This window comes from Streptomyces sp. NBC_01451 (genome assembly GCF_036227485.1).
In the GTDB taxonomy this organism is placed as follows: domain Bacteria; phylum Actinomycetota; class Actinomycetes; order Streptomycetales; family Streptomycetaceae; genus Streptomyces.
In genome coordinates, this window is sequence record NZ_CP109479.1 from 5,609,012 (window position 1) to 5,624,315 (window position 15,304).

The window sequence follows — 15,304 nt, forward strand, 5'->3', positions numbered from 1 at the left end:
GGGCCGGTGCTTTCCAACACCGGCCCCTCTCGCGTGCCCTGGCGACGTCCTACGACAGCTGGCCGTCGTAGTCCGGCAGCTTGTACGTCTTCTCCGCGTGGCCGCCCGACAGGTCGGTGGCGCTGTTGCCGATGTTCGCGATGATCGTGTAGCCCTTCGACTCGATGTCGACGCGTTGCGCGGTCTTGTAGGCGGCCACGTCCTTGAAGAGGTCGATCAGGTTGCGGGCGTAGAGCCCGGTCACCTTGTAGCCGACGTATGTGAGGTTGTACTGCGTCACGGGCTTGATGATGTCCGGGCGCGCGGTGACGAAGAAGAGGGCCACGCCGTGGTCCTGGGCGTACTGGGCGACCTTCAGCACGGGTGCGTTGGCCGGCGACGGGTAGCTGAAGCCGAAGTCGGTCTCCAGCGTGGTGTTGTCGATGTCGAAGACGATCGCCGGCTTCTCGCCCTTGGAGGCGGCGGCTATGCGCTGCTTCAGATAGGGCAGGGCCTCGTCCATCACGGTCTGGCAGTCCTGTTGCCAGGTGGTGTAGTCGACGTCCTCGGCGGCGGCTGTCGACACGGACGCGGTGGCAGTGGTCGCCGCGGTGGTCGCCGCCTGGGCGGTGCCGGGGCCGGCCAGTGTCACCGCGGCGACCGCGGCGGCCGCGGTCAGGCCGATACGGCGGGTCCAGGGCGTCCAGGAGCCTGCTGAGCCTCTTGTCATCGGAGTCGGGGGTCCTCTCACGTAGGGCCGTGCGGTGCCGGGGCATGCGCATGTCAGACGTATGGGTGTCAGGGGCATGCTTGCGGAAGTGAGTGGCGTGGGTGGGAAGGGCACATTACTCACGGGTAGCGGCTGGGTGCCAGTAGTCGGAGCGGGTTTATTCGCCCCATCACCGGTCCCCCGGTGGTGAGTTGTGCGCGTCACAGTCGTACGTTCATGGATCTTGCGGGCCGGTGACATGACGCACAGGTGAAATGTCCGTTACTAGGGTGATTAGTGGGTGAGGGTGCGGGTCGGTCGCGCTTTGCGGGAAGCGGCTGCTTCGGTTGCTTTGTCAAGAAGTGGGTAAATTTGTGGCCATCTACTAAGTTGTGTCGTAGATCGGGAGTTTGGGGATGCGCGGGGCTCGGGGTTACCAAGGGGATGCCCATCCGGCGGGAACGCTCGTGCCGGGTGGCTTTTCTGTCCCCGTCCCCATGAGGTCTCGATGTTCCAGCGCGCCACCACCCCGTCCCCGTCCCGTGAGTCCCGTACGGCCCGTGTCTCCCGTGTCTCGGTTCTGGCCGCCGGGCTCGGGGCGTCACTCGTCCTGGGGGTGACCGGGGTCGCGGCTGCCGCCGAGACCGGTGCGACGGGTGCCGTGCAGGTCCAGGCCGCTGCCAAGAAGGCCGCCTCCTGGGTGGACCCGGTCAGGAAGTACACGCTCAGCGCCAGCTTCAACCAGGCCGGCAACATGTGGTCGTCCACCCACTCCGGCCAGGACTTCGCCGTGCCGAGCGGCACCAAGGTCGTCGCCGCGCACGGCGGCACCGTCGTCAAGGCCGGCGGCAACGGCGCCGGTGACGGGGCGGCGTACGGCAATGCCGTCGTCATCAGGCACGGCAACGGGACGTACTCGCAGTACGCCCATCTGTCGCGGATCAACGTGAAGGTCGGCCAGGTCGTGGCCACCGGGCAGCGCATAGCCCTGTCCGGCAACACGGGCAACTCCAGCGGGCCGCACCTGCACTTCGAGATCCGTACGACGCCGAACTACGGGTCCGCCGTCGACCCGGTGGCCTTCCTGCGGGCCAAGGGCGTGACGGTCTGAGCATCTGCGGACACGTCTGACCCGCCGGTCCGACTGGTCTGCCGGCGCGTCCGACCTGCTGGCCCGTCCGACCTGGTGGCCCGTCCGGGCCGGTCGAGCGGGGTGTGATCGGCCGGTCGGCAGTGCTGCGGTTACGAGGGGTGTGCCGTGCCCTCGTGCGCCTGTGTCACCAGGCCGATCGCGACCTCCAGGACCGCCTGGCGCTTCTCGTCCGCGTCGCCCGCGAGGTCGTGGAGCACGAACATCCCGGCGTGCAGCGTGAACATCGCGCTGATGCAGCGGACCTGGTCGACCAAGGGGGCGTCCGGGTCGATGATGATCTCCCGCATACCGAGCATGCGCGTCTTGAACATGTCGCCGATGCTCAGATCCCGTACCGTCGCCTGGTTCTCCTGCATGAAGCGGAAGAGGGGTGCCGCTTCGGTGAGCGCCTCGCTGTAGCGGCGTACGATCTCCTGCTTCATTTCGAGGGTGTGCGGCTGCTGCCGGCCCCACTCGATCAGGTCCTCGATCGGTTTCGTCAGGTCCTCGAACAGGCTGACGACGATCTCTTCCTTGGTCTTGAAGTGGTAGTAGAGCGCCGCCTTCGTGACGTCGAGGCGTTCGGCGATCTCCCGCAGCGAGGTCTTCTCGTAGCCCTGTTCGGCGAAGAGTTCGAGCGCCACGTCCTGGATGCGCTGACGGGTGTCCCCGCGTCGGCGCTGCTTGGTGCGGTCCATGCCCGTACTCCTGCTTCCGCTTCTGATCCCGGGGAGTGCCCTTGGGACAAAACTTACTTGACGCCCGGCTAGTTAGGGGTCTAGCTTCCCCAGTGTAGTCAACTTGCCGGGCGGCAAGTAAGTGGGAGTACGTGGGGGAGTGGGCGGAGACGATGGCGGACACGCGAGCAGTGGTGGACGAGTCGGGCGAGCGGGATGAGCAGGCCGGACAGGGTGGTCAGGCCGGACAGGGCAAGCAGCCGCGGAGCGTGCGGGTGGTACTGCTCGCGCTCATGATCGCGATGATGCTCGCGATGCTGGACAATATGATCATCGGTACGGCGATGCCGACGATCGTGGGAGAGCTCGGCGGGCTCGAACACCTGGCGTGGGTCGTGACCGCCTACACGCTCGCCACCGCCGCCTCCACCCCGATCTGGGGCAAGCTCGGCGACATGTACGGGCGCAAGGGCGTCTTCATGAGCTCGATCGTGCTCTTCCTGATCGGGTCGGCGCTCAGCGGCATGGCCCAGGACATGGGGCAGCTGATCGGCTTCCGCGCCGTGCAGGGACTTGGTGCCGGTGGCCTGATGGTCGGGGTCATGGCGATCATCGGGGACCTGATTCCGCCACGTGAGCGCGGCAAGTACCAGGGCATGATGGCCGGCGTGATGGCGCTCGCCATGATCGGCGGGCCGCTGGTCGGCGGCGCGCTGACGGACCACCTGGGCTGGCGCTGGTCGTTCTACATCAACCTGCCGCTGGGTGTCGTAGCGCTCGCCGCCATCAGCGCCGTACTGCACCTGCCGAAGAAGCGCGCGAAGACGCGGATCGACTACCCGGGCGTCGCGCTGCTGACGGTCGGTATCACTTCGATCGTGCTCGTCACGACCTGGGGCGGTACGGAGTACGCGTGGGGCTCCGCCATGATCATGGAGCTCATCGGCATCGGCGTCGCCTCGCTCGTCGGGTTCGTCTTCTGGCAGACCAAGGCCGCCGAGCCGATCATCCCGCTGCACATCTTCCGCAGCCGCAACTTCACGCTGATGTCGATCATCGGCTTCATCACCGGGTTCGTGATGTTCGGCGCGGTGCTGTTCCTGCCGCTGTACCAGCAGGCCGTACAGGGCGCGTCCGCGACCAACTCCGGGCTGCTGCTGCTTCCCATGCTCGCGGCGATGATGGTCGTGTCCATGGTCGCGGGGCGGGTCACGACGAGCAGTGGCAAGTACAAGGTGTTCCCGCTGGTCGGCGGTGTGCTGCTGAGCGTCGGGCTGTACCTGTTCGCGCAGATGGACACGGAGACCTCGCGGCTGACGTCCGGTCTGTACATGGCGGTGGTCGGGGCCGGCCTCGGCTGTCTGATGCAGATCACCATGCTGGTCGCGCAGAACAGCGTCGAGATGAAGGACATGGGCGTCGCGTCCTCCACGACCACCCTGTTCCGTACGCTCGGGTCGTCGTTCGGGGTCGCGATCATGGGCGCGCTGTTCAACAACCGGGTCCAGGACGTGATGAGCGAGCGGGCCGGGGCGCTGGGGTCCAAGGTGACCGAGCAGTCGGCGCAGCTGGACGCGGCGAGCCTGGCGAAGTTGCCGGCGGCGGCGCGGGAGGCGTACCAGTACGCGGTGTCCTCGGGGACGCACTCGGCGTTCCTGCTGGGGGCTGTGGTGGCGGTCGTGGTGCTGGTGGCGGCGGTGTTCGTGAAGGAGGTTCCGTTGAAGGGGGCGGAGGCGGAGAAGGGGGCGGAGAGCTCGGGTGAGGGCCCGGGCTCGGGTTCGGCTTCCGGTTCGGCTTCGGTCAAGGGGACCGCGGTCGAGGTGGGCTGAGGTCTGGCCTCTGGTCGCCGACCCCTGCGTGGTGGTTGGGGGACGGTGAGGAGTCGAAGGCCCTCGGGTGGTGTCTGCCCCGGGGGTCTTCGGCCGTGTTTTCTCGTCCCCGCCGCCCCTACCCGCCCCATCCTGTGTCTGGGGGCCGCGCCCCCAGACCCCCGCTATCGGCCCTGAACGGGCCTCGTCCTCAAACGCCGGACGGGCTGGGGGGGGTATCTCCCCCTCAGCCGCTCTTGCGCGGCAGCATCGGGTAGCTGCCCGTGTTGGTCGGGGCGTGTTCCGGGAGCCACAGGACTGCGACCGCGCCCTCGGCGGGGACGTGTTCCGGGGCGCCCGGTGGGCGGATGTTGCGGAACGTGAGGCGGGCGCCCAGGACTCGGGCCTGGCCTGCGGCGATGGTGAGACCGAGGCCGTGGCCGTGTCCCGAACGGTCGCTGCTTCCCGTACGGAAGCGGCTCGGTCCCTCCGCCAGCAGGTCCTCGGGGAAGCCGGTGCCGTGGTCGCGCACGCGGATGACCCGGCCCTCGACCGACACCTCTATGGGTGCCTTGCCGTGCCGTGCGGCGTTGGCCAGCAGGTTGAACAGCACGCGCTCCAGCCGGCGCGGATCGGTCGTGACCTCCGACTCGTGCACCACGTGCACGGCGATCTCCGGGTCCTTCGCGAGCACCCGCCGGGCCACGAACTCGCCCAGCATGATGTCCTGCAACTCGGCCCGCTCCGACGCGCCGTCGAGACGGGCCACCTCCAGGACGTCCTCGACCAGCGTGCGCATGGCCTGCGCCCGGTCCAGGACCAACTCGGTCGGGCGCCCGGGCGGGAGGAGTTCGGCGGCCGTCAGCAGGCCCGTCACCGGCGTACGCAACTCGTGCGCGATGTCGGCGGTGACCCGCCGTTCCGCCTCCAGCCGCTGCCGCAGCGTGTCCGCCATCGCGTCCACCGCCCGGGCGAGGTCGTCGGTCTCGTCCCGTACGACACCGCCGATGGCGTCCCGCACCCGTACGTCCGTCTCGCCCCTCGCGACCTGGTTGGCGGCAGCCGCCGCCTTGCGCAGCCGGCGCGACAGCTGCGCGCCGATGAGCACACCGAGCGCGCTGCCGCCGAGGACGACGGCGATCGAGCCGATGATCAGCGCCTGGTCGAGGTCGGCCATGATGTCCGTACTGCGGTCGGTGAACCCGGTGTGCAGCGACATGATGTGCCCGTCCTTGAGCGGTACGGCCGCCCAGATGTCCGGCACCCCGTCCGGCCGGTCGGTCACATAGGTCGCCCGGCGGCCCTGCGCGGCCTTCTCCCGCAGTTCCTCGGGCAGGTTCGGGTCGTCGACCTTGATGCCGGGGAAGTTGGGCCGCCCCGACAGGTTGTAGTTGCTCTGCCCGATCAGGACGCGTTCGTCCGCGAGGTCGCGCGCGCTGTCCAGCATCGAGACCCGGGCCGCGTTGTGCACGACCAGGCTGAGCGTGACCGCCACGAGCGCGCCGACCAGCGCGATGGCTGCGCTCAGCTTCCATCTGAGGCCGGTGTGGATGCCCGTGAACCGGCTGAACGGGATGATTCGCCTCTCTCTGGAGAGCATGGCCGGCCCGCTCAGGCCTTCAACTTGTAGCCGAAGCCGCGGACCGTCTCGATCCGGTCCTGGCCGATCTTCGTACGCAGCCGCTGCACATGGACGTCGACGACGCGGGTGTCACCGCCCCAGCCGTAGTCCCACACGCGTTCGAGGAGCTTGTCGCGGGACAGGACCGTGCCCGGCGCGGACGAGAACTCCAGCAGCAGCCGCATCTCGGTGGGTGTCAGGGCCACCGTCCGGCCCTCCTTGCGGACCTCCATGCCCTCGGTGTCGATCTCCAGGTCCCCGAAGACCAGCACTCCGCCGGTCACGGGCCCGCTGTCCTCCGAGGCAGCCGCGCCCGGGCCGCTCGCGTGCCCGAAGCGGCGCAGGACCGCGCGGATCCGGGCGACCAGGACAGCACCGTCGAAGGGCTTCGTGACGTAGTCGTCGGCGCCCGCCTCCAGGCCCAGGACCACGTCGATCGAGTCGGCGCGCGCCGACAGCATGATCACCGGCACGGTGGACTCGTCGCGGATACGGCGGCACAGGCTGACCCCGTCGAGGCCCGGGACCATGACGTCCAGGAGGGCGATGTCGGGGCGGTCGGCGCGGAACGCCTCCAGGCCCGACAGCCCGTCGGGCATGGCGGTGACCGCGAAGCCGTCCCGCTCCAGGGCGAGTTGGGTGGCCTCGCGGATGACGTCGTCGTCCTCGACGAAGAGGACGTGGGTCTGGTCTGCCATCCCGGGTGCTCTCAGTTCTCGTCTCGTGTGTGGCGGCTGCGGTGTGGCGCGGTCAGTTCGGGGCCGCTGTCGGTGCGCCGTCGCCGTCGACCGCGCTGCTGTACTCGTTGTGCGTGCGGTACTCCAGGGCGAAGCGGCCCGCCGTCCAGCGGTAGGTGATCACATTCTCGCCCGACGGGCTCGTCACCGGGTCGTCCTTCTTGTAGACCTGCTTGGTGACCACCAGGTCGCCGCGGTCTATCTCCGCGTACACCGGTGACTCCTCGGCCCTGAAGACGTTCCGGTATCCGTCCCCCGCCTCGCGGTACACGTAGGAACCGACCCCGACGGCATCGCTGCACGTCATGACATTGACGACGACGTCGTCGGCGGCCCCGTCGGTCAGGTCCCCGTACGACACGTCGACCGGGTACTCGTCCCCGACGCACGGCTTCAGCGCGCGCTTGACCGACGCCGCGACCCCCGGATCGCCCTTGACGAGCTCGACCGCGTCCACGTCGTCCGGAGTGGCGTACGCGGAGGCCATGGGGGTGGGGCTCAGCTTGCCCGCGACGGCGTCGGCGCCGGCCGGGCCCTCGTCACGGGCGCCGGTGCCGCCGGTGGCGCAGGCGGAGACGAAAAGGGCGAGGGCGGCGAGCACGGCCGTCGCCGTGATCACCGCCTGAAAGCCACGCCGGGCGGGGACGGACAGGGCCGACCCCATGAGCAGCCCCGGGCCACGACGCCCCGGCCACTCCCGCGATCCCGCACCGTAGACAGGACCAGGACCTGCGCCAGGACCAGGGCCTTGGCCTGGGCTTTGGCCCGAGGGCGAGGCCGCGTCCGTATCCGTATCCGTCGCCCCTGCCCCTGCCCCTGCCCCTGCCTCTGTCCCCGTCCCCGTCCCCGTTCCTGTCCGTGGGACCCCGGGATCGGTCGCTCCTGTGCCTAGGCCGCGCAACGCTCCCGCTCCTCATGCTCCAGCGCGCGTGCGTCCAGATCGCGGGACTCCAGCTCCTCCCGGAGCCGGGCGAGCGCCCGGTGCAGCGTGCTCTTGACCGTTCCGGCCGACATGCCGAGGGCGGCGGCCGTCTCCTCCGTGGACATCTGCTCCCAGTGTCGCAGCACGACGACACTCCGCTGCTTGGGTGCGAGAACCTTCATGACGTCCATCAGAAGCGCGCGGTCCGCGTGCTGCTCGGTGGAGTCGTCGACGCACGCGTCCGGGAGCTGCTCGGTGGGCACCTCTTCCAGCTTGCGCGCCCGCCACCACTCCGTCCGGGTGTTGATCATCACCCGGCGGAGGTAGGCGTCCGCGAGCCGCTTGTCCGCTATGCCGTCCCAGCGGCCGTACGTCCGCACGAGCGCCGTCTGGAGCAGGTCCTGCGCGTCGACGGGGTCCGGGACCAGCCGACGGGCGCTGCGCAACAGCGCGTCCTGCCGTGTGCGGACGTACTCCTCGAACTCGAGCACCTCGCCCTGCTGCGCCATCTCGACCGCCTCCGTCCCCGTTTCCGACCCGCCCTGCCGGTCGGCATTCACTGCCTTGTGGTCCCTACAGGGATGAAGCTACGGAGCCGTTGTCACGGGGCTGTCCGAGCCAGCCTGCGGTGAGCGCTCGGCTGTCCGTCGGTTGTGTAACGGAAATAGGGAAGGGGTAAGCGGCTGGGGTAATTGGTGGCGCTATGTGGTGATTTGGGCGTGGGGTGAGTGTGTTGCGGAAGCGCGCCGGGGCGTTACGGGAAGCCGGGCATGTGTGGTGGCTGTGTGGATCTCCGGCTGTCTGTCTCAGCTGTGCGGCAGGCGGTACAGCCCGCCCGGAAGGGGCTCGACCAGTCCGTCGGAGACGAGGCCGTCGAGGGCCCGGGCGCGCTGGACCGGCTCGTGCCACACGTCGTCGAGCGCCGCCTGCGGTACGGGTGTGTGGGCTTCCCGGAGTACGGCGAGCAGCTTGCCGCGTACCTGACGATCAGTGCCCGCGTACGTCTGACCGCGGCGGGCCGGACCCTCGTGCTCGGGCTTCCCGGCGAGCCGCCAGGCGCACTGGGCGGCGATCGGACAGCGGTGGCAGCTCTCGTTCCGGGCCGTGCAGACGAGCGCGCCGAGCTCCATCGAGGCCGCGGCCCAGCGGGCGGCCGTGGACTCGTCGTCCGGCAACAGGGCGCGGGCGAGCTTGCGTTCGGCGGCGGTGGTGGCGTTCGGGGGGTACTGGACGCCGGTGACGGCGCGGGCGAGGACACGGCGGACGTTCGTGTCCAGTACCGCGTGGCGCTGGCCGTAGGCGAAGGAGGCGACGGCCGCGGCGGTGTACTCGCCGATGCCGGGCAGGGCGAGCAGCTGGGCGTGCTCGGTGGGTACGTCGCCACCGTGGCGTTCCGTTATGGCGACAGCCGCGCCGTGCAGGCGCAGGGCGCGGCGCGGGTAGCCGAGCCGGCCCCAGGCGCGGACGGCTTCGCCGGAGGGGGCGGCGGCGAGGTCGGCGGGGCGGGGCCAGCGGGCGAGCCACTGCTCGTAGACGGGCAGTACGCGGATCACGGGCGTCTGCTGGAGCATGAACTCGCTGACCATCACGCCCCAGGGGCCGGCGTCCGGGCGCCGCCAGGGGAGGTCGCGGGCGTGGTCGTCGAACCAGTCGATGACGGGGGAGTGGAGAGGGGTGCCGTCGGTGGCGGGGGACGGGGGGCGGGGGTGCTGGAGGGGAGTGGGGCCGGCGTCGCGGTGCGGGGGTTTCGTGGGCGCAGTCATGGCGGTTCCGATCCTGCCATGTGGGGGTGCGGGGGTGTGCGATGCGGTGCGTTACGGGGTGGGTGGTTTCTTCGCCCCCGCCGCCCCTGCCCGCCCCGTCCTCTTCCTGAGGGCTGCGCCCCCAGACCCGCCCCCAGACCCGCCTTCGGCCTGAACGGCCTCGTCCTCAGGCGCCGGACGGGCTGGGTGGCGCCGGCCGGCGCTGAATGGATGCGGCGCCGTGAACTGCTCCCCGCCCGGCAGGAGTTCACCCACGTCATCAACGCCCCTTCGCCGGGATGATGATCCGGAAAAGTTGCGTCCCCGGCGGCGGGTGGGGCGAGTGAACTGTCCGATCTCTCGTACAGTTTGCGCCGTGGGATCTATGCGCAATCCGGTCGGGCCGCTTCCCTCCTCCATCTACTGGCGACGGAGGGCTGTTCTGCTGTCCGTGCTCGCCCTGTTGGCGATGCTGGGCATCTGGATCGCCGCTTCCGGCGGCGGGGGCGGCGACAACGGCACGGACGGCGCCAACGGCAAGGATCCCGTGCAGACGATCACCCCGGGACCGTCCGGATCGGGGCCCGCGATCAGCCAAGCCCCTGGCGGACGCGACGAGTCGGGCAGCACGGACACCGGCGGCTCGAACTCCGGTTCCGGCTCGGCGGGTTCCGGGGATTCCTCGGGTTCCGGTGACTCCGGCAGCTCGGACGGTTCGGGCGGGTCCGGCGGCGACAGCGGTTCCGCCGGGACGGGTGGCGACGGCGCAGGCACGGACGACGGTGTCAACGGCAGCGTAGGCAGCGGCGATACCCTTCCGGCCGGTTCCACCCTGCCCAACTGCACCGCCGGCATCGTCCGGTTGAGCCTGCGCAGTGTCCAGAACGTCTACGCGCCCGACGAGACGCCCACCTTCCAGCTGATCGCCAGGAACTCCTCCGCCAACGACTGCAAGATCGACCTCGGCCCGAAGGCGGCGGTCGTGACGATCACGCAGGCGAGCAGTGACGACGACATCTGGGTCTCGGACGACTGTCCCAAGGACGCGGCCGGTCTGCTGTTCCGTGTCTCGGCCGGCGGCAGCATCACGTACACCTTCGAGTGGGACCGCAAGGCGAGCGCCCCCGAGTGCGCCACCCCGAAGGCGGGGTCGGCAACGGCCGACACCTACCTCGTGGAGGCGCAGGCCCAGGGCTTCCCGAAGGCCCAGACGTCCTTCGTCCTGGACAAGGACTAGGTAGGACTAGGAGAGAAGGGCGAGAAGGGCCGAGAGGGACTGGGGAGGGCCGAGGAGAACCCGGTAGGCCGGCCGCCCCTCGGGCCCCGTGCACGCGCCGACCTACACGTACCGCTCCAGGATCGACGACTCCGCCAGCCGCGACAGGCCTTCCCGCACGCTGCGTGCCCTCGCCTCGCCGACCCCGTCCACCGTCTGGAGGTCGTCGACGCTCGCCGCCAGCAGCTTCTGCAGGCCGCCGAAGTGTTCCACCAGGCGGTCGATGATCGCGCCGGGCAGGCGCGGCACCTTCGCCAGGAGGCGGAAGCCGCGGGGGGAGACCGCCGAGTCGAGCGTCTCGGGTGAGCCCGTGTAGCCCAGGGCCTTGGCCACCGTGGAGAGTTCGAGCAGCTCGGCGTGGCTGAGCGCGTCGAGTTCGGCGAGCGCCTCGTCGACGGTGCGGGAGCGCTTGGCGGTCGGCTCGGGGACATAGTCCCGGACGACCAGCTCGCGCTCCGGCTCCACGCCCGCGATCAACTCCTCCAGCTGGAGGGCCAGAAGCCGCCCGTCGGTGCCCAGTTCGAGCACGTAACCGGCGATCTCCGTCGCGATGAGACGGACCATCTCCAGGCGCTGCACCACCGCGGAGACGTCCCGGACCGTCACGAGGTCCTCGATCTCCAGCGCGGACAGCGTGCCCGCGACCTCGTCGAGGCGGAGCTTGTAGCGCTCCAGGGTCGCCAGGGCCTGGTTCGCGCGGGACAGGATCGCGGCCGAGTCCTCCAGGACACGGCGCTGGCCGTCCACGTACAGCGCGATGAGTCTCATGGACTGGGACACCGAGATGACCGAGTAGCTCACCTGCTTCGACACGCGGTCGGCGGTGCGGTGCCGGGTGCCCGTCTCCTCGGTGGGGATGTTCGGGTCGGGGACCAGCTGCACGCCGGCCCGCAGGATCTTGGACAGGTCCGAGGAGACCACGATGCCGCCGTCGAGCTTGCACAGCTCGCGCAGCCGCGTCGCCGAGAACTCGACGTCCAGGACGAAACCGCCCGTGCACATCGCCTCGACGGTCTTGTCGGAGCCCAGCACGATGAGTCCGCCGGTGTTGCCGCGGAGAATCCGTTCAAGCCCGTCGCGCAGCGCCGTGCCGGGTGCCACGGCGCTCAGTGAGGCGCGCATCAGGCCATCGGCACCGGAGCTCCCACCGTACTTTCCGGGAGCTGCTGCCCGGTCGTTGGCTGCCACTGCACTCCTCCGGTCGCAGGTTCTGGGCCGCTCCCGTTTCGCACACGTTGTTCGTACGGACGGGCGAGACCTGGGCAAAGTCTACCGGCGGTCCTCGTCGTCCCGTGGGGCCTCTCGCCTACGCGACCGCGGAAGCACTCGGAGCGCGTCCCCCATGTCGGCGACTTCGATGACCTTCATACCGGCGGGGATCTTGCCGGGGTCCGAGGGAACGAGGGCGTGGGTGAAGCCCAGACGGTGTGCTTCGGACAGCCGGCGCTGGACCCCCGTCACCCGTCTGACCTCGCCCGCAAGGCCCACTTCGCCGATCGCGACCAGGTTCTTGGGCAGCGGGGTGTCGCTCGCGGCGGAGGCCAGCGCGAGGGCGATCGCGAGGTCCGCGGCCGGTTCGGAGAGCTTCACCCCGCCGACCGTCGCCGAATAGATGTCCCGCTTTCCGAGCGCGCTGATCCTGCCCCGTTGTTCGAGAACCGCGAGCATCATCGAGACCCGGGACGTCTCCAGGCCCGACGTCGTCCGCCTGGGGGAGGGGATCTGCGAGTCGACGGTGAGCGCCTGGACCTCGACGACGAGCGGGCGGCGGCCCTCCAGGGTGACGGTCAGGCAGGTCCCCGGCACCGGTTCGGCGCGCCGGGTCAGGAACAGGCCGCTCGGGTCGGCGAGGCCCGTGATGCCCTCGTCGTGCAGTTCGAAGCAGCCGACCTCGTCCGTCGTGCCGTAGCGGTTCTTGACGCCCCGGACGAGACGGAGGCGGGCGTGCCGGTCGCCCTCGAACGACAGGACCACGTCCACCAGGTGTTCCAGCAGGCGCGGGCCGGCGATCGCGCCGTCCTTGGTGACATGGCCCACCAGGAGCGTCGACATGCCGCGCTCCTTGGAGGCGCGGATCAGTGCCCCGGCGACCTCGCGGACCTGCGCCATGCCGCCCGCCGCGCCGTCGATCTCCGGCGAGGCCACCGTCTGGACGGAGTCGAGGATCAGGAGGGACGGTTTCACGGCTTCCAGGTGGCCCAGCACCGCCGCGAGGTCCGTCTCCGCGGCCAGGAACAGATGGTCGTCGATCGCCTTGATGCGGTCGGCGCGCAGCCGGACCTGGCTCGCGGACTCCTCACCCGTGATGTAGAGCGTGCGGTGCTCGTCGCTCGCCGACTTCGCCGCGACGTCGAGGAGGAGCGTCGACTTGCCCACGCCCGGCTCACCGGCCACGAGAACGACGGCACCCGGGACGAGCCCGCCGCCCAGTACGCGGTCCAGTTCGGGCACACCGGTGCTGCGGGCGGTGGCCTGGCGGACGTCGACCTGTCCGATGGGGACCGCGGAGGTGGTGACCCGGCCCGGTGCCGTCGTACGGACCGCGGGCGCGCCGTACTCCTCGACCGTGCCCCACGCCTGGCACTCGGAGCAGCGGCCGAGCCACTTGGCCGTCTGCCAGCCGCACTCGGTGCAGCGGTAGGACGGACGGTCCTTAGCGGTCTTCGTACGAACAGCCATGGGACGAACCGTAACCGGACCCACTGACATCACCGCCACCACCGTCGCCGACGGGTGCCGGAAGCCGCGCTCCCGGCGCTAATCGGCCACGTCAGGGCGGGAACAGGCCACAAAATCCGGGGCTGCTGTCCCCTATTGAGGGATCGTTTCACCCGTACGGATTAAAAGTGCTCAAGGTGGAGGGAGGGGCCGTCGTAAGGCGCCTACGGTCGCACGGGTGATGAGCAGTAGCCCGGACACCCCGACCCGCAGCACCGGCACACACCGGGCGCACCGTGAGGCGCGCGACCGGGCGGCGGGACGCACTCTGGTCCAGCGCCCGCCCGCGCGCTACGAGCCGTATCTGGACGGCCTGTTCACCTACTGCCTGTCCGTCCTGTGCGACCACGACACGGCCACCGCCGCCCTCGGCGACGTCCTCGCGCTCGCCGAGCGCCGCAGCCCGCGCGGCCCCGAGTCCGCCGGTGACCGCAGGGCCTGGCTGTACGCGCTGGCCCGCTGGGCCTGTCTGCGCAAACTGGCCGAGGCCAAGCAGAAACGTCAGAGCAGCCACGCGGCGGGCCGGCGCGCCAAACGGCAGGCGTCCGCCGCCCCCGTGCCCCGGTCCGGCCCCGGCTCCGCCGACTCCGCAGCCTCCGCGGTTCCCGTGTCCGAGGAGACCCAGGAAGCGCACCGGCGTGAACTGGCCCAGCTCGCCTGGCCGGAGGCCGCCGGCACCACCCCCGAGCAGCGCGAGGCACTCGAACTCGCCGTGCGCCACAAGCTCGCCGCCCACGAGGTCGCCGCCGTACTGGGCCTGGACCCCGCCGCCGCCGGAGACCTGCTCGCCTCCGCCGCCTGCGAGGTCGAACGCACCCGCGCGGCCCTCGCCGTCGTCGAGACCGGCGCCTGCCCGAGCGTCTCGCGCCTCACCGGCGACCACCAGCTGGTGCTCAGCACGGCCCTGCGCCGCGAACTGGTCCGGCATGTCGACGACTGCCCGCGGTGCCGCCGTACCGCCGAGCGGGCCGTCCCCGGCTCCTGGCCCGGCACCAGCGTCACGCCCGCCGAACTGCCCGTCCTGGAGGCGCCCCGCGCGGCCCTGCACGTCGCCATGGCGCACCTCCCGCGCGCGCGGGGAGCCGCCGCTCCGCGCTTCGACCGGCGCGGCTTCCCGATGGACCCCAAGGACCGTGCCGCCCGGAGGGACCGGCTGCGCGCGCGTGCCGTCACGACCACCGTCGTCGCCACCGTGGTCGCCGCGCCCGTGCTCGCCCTGTGGGCGGCCTACCGCGCTCCGGCGACCGGCGAGGGCGGCCCCGGGGACCGGTCGGCCACCGCGAGCGAGGCACAGCGCCAGGACGTCCTCGACGGCGAGGCGGCGGGCGGCGGTTACGAGAACGCGGGCAACGCCGGCAACGCGGGAACCGGCGCCGACAGCGGCCTCGTCAGGAAGGACCACGGCTCACCGGACGTCTCCGTGGAGGTCGTCAGCGCGGTCCCCGGCGCGAAGGACAGCCCGGGCCTGCTCACCGTGGAGGCGTCCAGCGACGGCGACACGACACTCATCACCCTCACCGCGTCCGGGCACACCCCGGTGCGCTGGACGGCGTCCACCGGGGCGTCCTGGCTGTATCCGAGCCGGTCCTCGGGAACCCTGCGGCCCGGCGAGTCGTTCACGATCAAGGTGTACGTCGACCCTCTGCGTGAGCCCGCCGGCCACTGGAGCGCGCGGGTGTCGATCGCACCGGCATCGGCCGTCGTCTCCATCGAGGGGTACGGCACCGCGCCCACACCCCCGGACCCGACCCCGGTGCACCCACCGGCCCCCGGCCCGCCCCGCCCGAGCACCCCGCCCCCGGACCCGACGACCTCGGCGCCCGCGACGCCGCCCCCCAGCGACCCGCCACCGTCCACGTCACCGGACCCGGAACCCACCCCCACCCCCACCCCGACGGCCTCGACCCCGGCCGACCCCGGAGACTCGTCGCCGCCCGTCGACAGCGCCTCCCCGAGCCCCTCGACGGCCTCCTGAGCCTGCTG

13 protein-coding genes are annotated in these 15,304 nt (G+C 70.8%); 4 read left to right on the forward strand and 9 right to left on the reverse strand.

The window, feature by feature from the left end:
* Window positions 1–49 precede the first annotated feature (49 nt).
* On the reverse strand, window positions 50–709 hold the full coding sequence (locus OG595_RS24480; RefSeq protein WP_329275414.1) for an HAD family acid phosphatase: 660 nt from the start codon (window positions 707–709) through the stop codon (window positions 50–52).
* A 487-nt stretch (window positions 710–1,196) separates the two neighbouring features.
* On the opposite strand from OG595_RS24480, the gene OG595_RS24485 reads away from it, so the two are divergent.
* Entirely contained in the window at window positions 1,197–1,799 is a 603-nt protein-coding gene (locus tag OG595_RS24485; RefSeq protein ID WP_329275416.1) for a M23 family metallopeptidase, read from the forward strand.
* Window positions 1,800–1,930: 131 nt separating this feature from the next.
* Here the strand turns inward: OG595_RS24485 and OG595_RS24490 are convergent, their stop codons facing one another.
* A complete protein-coding gene (locus tag OG595_RS24490) occupies window positions 1,931–2,518 on the reverse strand; it encodes a TetR/AcrR family transcriptional regulator (RefSeq protein WP_329275418.1) in 588 nt (195 codons plus the stop codon).
* 152 nt (window positions 2,519–2,670) lie between these two features.
* Between OG595_RS24490 and OG595_RS24495 the strand changes: the two genes are divergently transcribed.
* The gene (locus tag OG595_RS24495) at window positions 2,671–4,326 is read left to right on the forward strand and encodes an MDR family MFS transporter (RefSeq protein WP_329275421.1); all 1,656 of its coding nucleotides are present in this window, start codon (window positions 2,671–2,673) and stop codon (window positions 4,324–4,326) included.
* A gap of 226 nt (window positions 4,327–4,552) precedes the next feature.
* Here the strand turns inward: OG595_RS24495 and cseC are convergent, their stop codons facing one another.
* The 5 genes from cseC to OG595_RS24520 form a co-directional block, all read right to left on the reverse strand.
* On the reverse strand, window positions 4,553–5,905 hold the full coding sequence (gene cseC / locus OG595_RS24500; protein ID WP_329275424.1) for a two-component system sensor histidine kinase CseC: 1,353 nt from the start codon (window positions 5,903–5,905) through the stop codon (window positions 4,553–4,555).
* Window positions 5,906–5,916: 11 nt separating this feature from the next.
* Window positions 5,917–6,624, reverse strand: a complete 708-nt coding sequence (cseB, locus tag OG595_RS24505; RefSeq protein ID WP_164412131.1) for a two-component system response regulator CseB — start codon at window positions 6,622–6,624, stop codon at window positions 5,917–5,919.
* A 52-nt stretch (window positions 6,625–6,676) separates the two neighbouring features.
* Window positions 6,677–7,327, reverse strand: a complete 651-nt coding sequence (locus OG595_RS24510; RefSeq protein WP_329275427.1) for a hypothetical protein — start codon at window positions 7,325–7,327, stop codon at window positions 6,677–6,679.
* Between the two features lie 224 nt (window positions 7,328–7,551).
* A complete protein-coding gene (locus OG595_RS24515; RefSeq protein ID WP_329275431.1) occupies window positions 7,552–8,094 on the reverse strand; it encodes a SigE family RNA polymerase sigma factor in 543 nt (180 codons plus the stop codon).
* Between the two features lie 297 nt (window positions 8,095–8,391).
* Window positions 8,392–9,348: an A/G-specific adenine glycosylase gene (locus OG595_RS24520; protein WP_329275433.1), complete on the reverse strand. Its 957-nt coding sequence runs from the start codon at window positions 9,346–9,348 to the stop codon at window positions 8,392–8,394.
* 355 nt (window positions 9,349–9,703) lie between these two features.
* Here OG595_RS24520 and OG595_RS24525 point away from each other — a divergent pair, with 355 nt between their 5' ends.
* Complete coding sequence (locus OG595_RS24525) at window positions 9,704–10,564, forward strand: hypothetical protein (protein WP_329275435.1); 861 nt, start codon at window positions 9,704–9,706, stop codon at window positions 10,562–10,564.
* Window positions 10,565–10,666: 102 nt separating this feature from the next.
* On the opposite strand, the gene disA is transcribed toward OG595_RS24525, so the two are convergent.
* Entirely contained in the window at window positions 10,667–11,791 is a 1,125-nt protein-coding gene (gene disA / locus OG595_RS24530) for a DNA integrity scanning diadenylate cyclase DisA (protein ID WP_329275438.1), read from the reverse strand.
* Window positions 11,792–11,872: 81 nt separating this feature from the next.
* Window positions 11,873–13,282, reverse strand: a complete 1,410-nt coding sequence (radA, locus tag OG595_RS24535; RefSeq protein ID WP_329275441.1) for a DNA repair protein RadA — start codon at window positions 13,280–13,282, stop codon at window positions 11,873–11,875.
* 217 nt (window positions 13,283–13,499) lie between these two features.
* On the opposite strand from radA, the gene OG595_RS24540 reads away from it, so the two are divergent.
* Complete coding sequence (locus tag OG595_RS24540) at window positions 13,500–15,296, forward strand: BACON domain-containing protein (protein ID WP_329275444.1); 1,797 nt, start codon at window positions 13,500–13,502, stop codon at window positions 15,294–15,296.
* The last annotated feature ends 8 nt before the right edge of the window (window positions 15,297–15,304 follow it).

Excerpts from the sequence above, each read along its gene's own strand:
- OG595_RS24520 (WP_329275433.1), bottom strand. The coding sequence starts at position 9,348 with ATGACTGCGCCCACGAAACCCCCGCACCGCGACGCCGGCCCCACTCCC.
- OG595_RS24495 (WP_329275421.1), top strand. The coding sequence starts at position 2,671 with ATGGCGGACACGCGAGCAGTGGTGGACGAGTCGGGCGAGCGGGATGAG.
- OG595_RS24510 (WP_329275427.1), bottom strand. The coding sequence starts at position 7,327 with ATGGGGTCGGCCCTGTCCGTCCCCGCCCGGCGTGGCTTTCAGGCGGTG.
- OG595_RS24490 (WP_329275418.1), bottom strand. The coding sequence starts at position 2,518 with ATGGACCGCACCAAGCAGCGCCGACGCGGGGACACCCGTCAGCGCATC.
- OG595_RS24485 (WP_329275416.1), top strand. The coding sequence starts at position 1,197 with ATGTTCCAGCGCGCCACCACCCCGTCCCCGTCCCGTGAGTCCCGTACG.
- OG595_RS24480 (WP_329275414.1), bottom strand. The coding sequence starts at position 709 with ATGACAAGAGGCTCAGCAGGCTCCTGGACGCCCTGGACCCGCCGTATC.
- OG595_RS24515 (WP_329275431.1), bottom strand. The coding sequence starts at position 8,094 with ATGGCGCAGCAGGGCGAGGTGCTCGAGTTCGAGGAGTACGTCCGCACA.
- radA (WP_329275441.1), bottom strand. The coding sequence starts at position 13,282 with ATGGCTGTTCGTACGAAGACCGCTAAGGACCGTCCGTCCTACCGCTGC.
- cseB (WP_164412131.1), bottom strand. The coding sequence starts at position 6,624 with ATGGCAGACCAGACCCACGTCCTCTTCGTCGAGGACGACGACGTCATC.
- cseC (WP_329275424.1), bottom strand. The coding sequence starts at position 5,905 with ATGCTCTCCAGAGAGAGGCGAATCATCCCGTTCAGCCGGTTCACGGGC.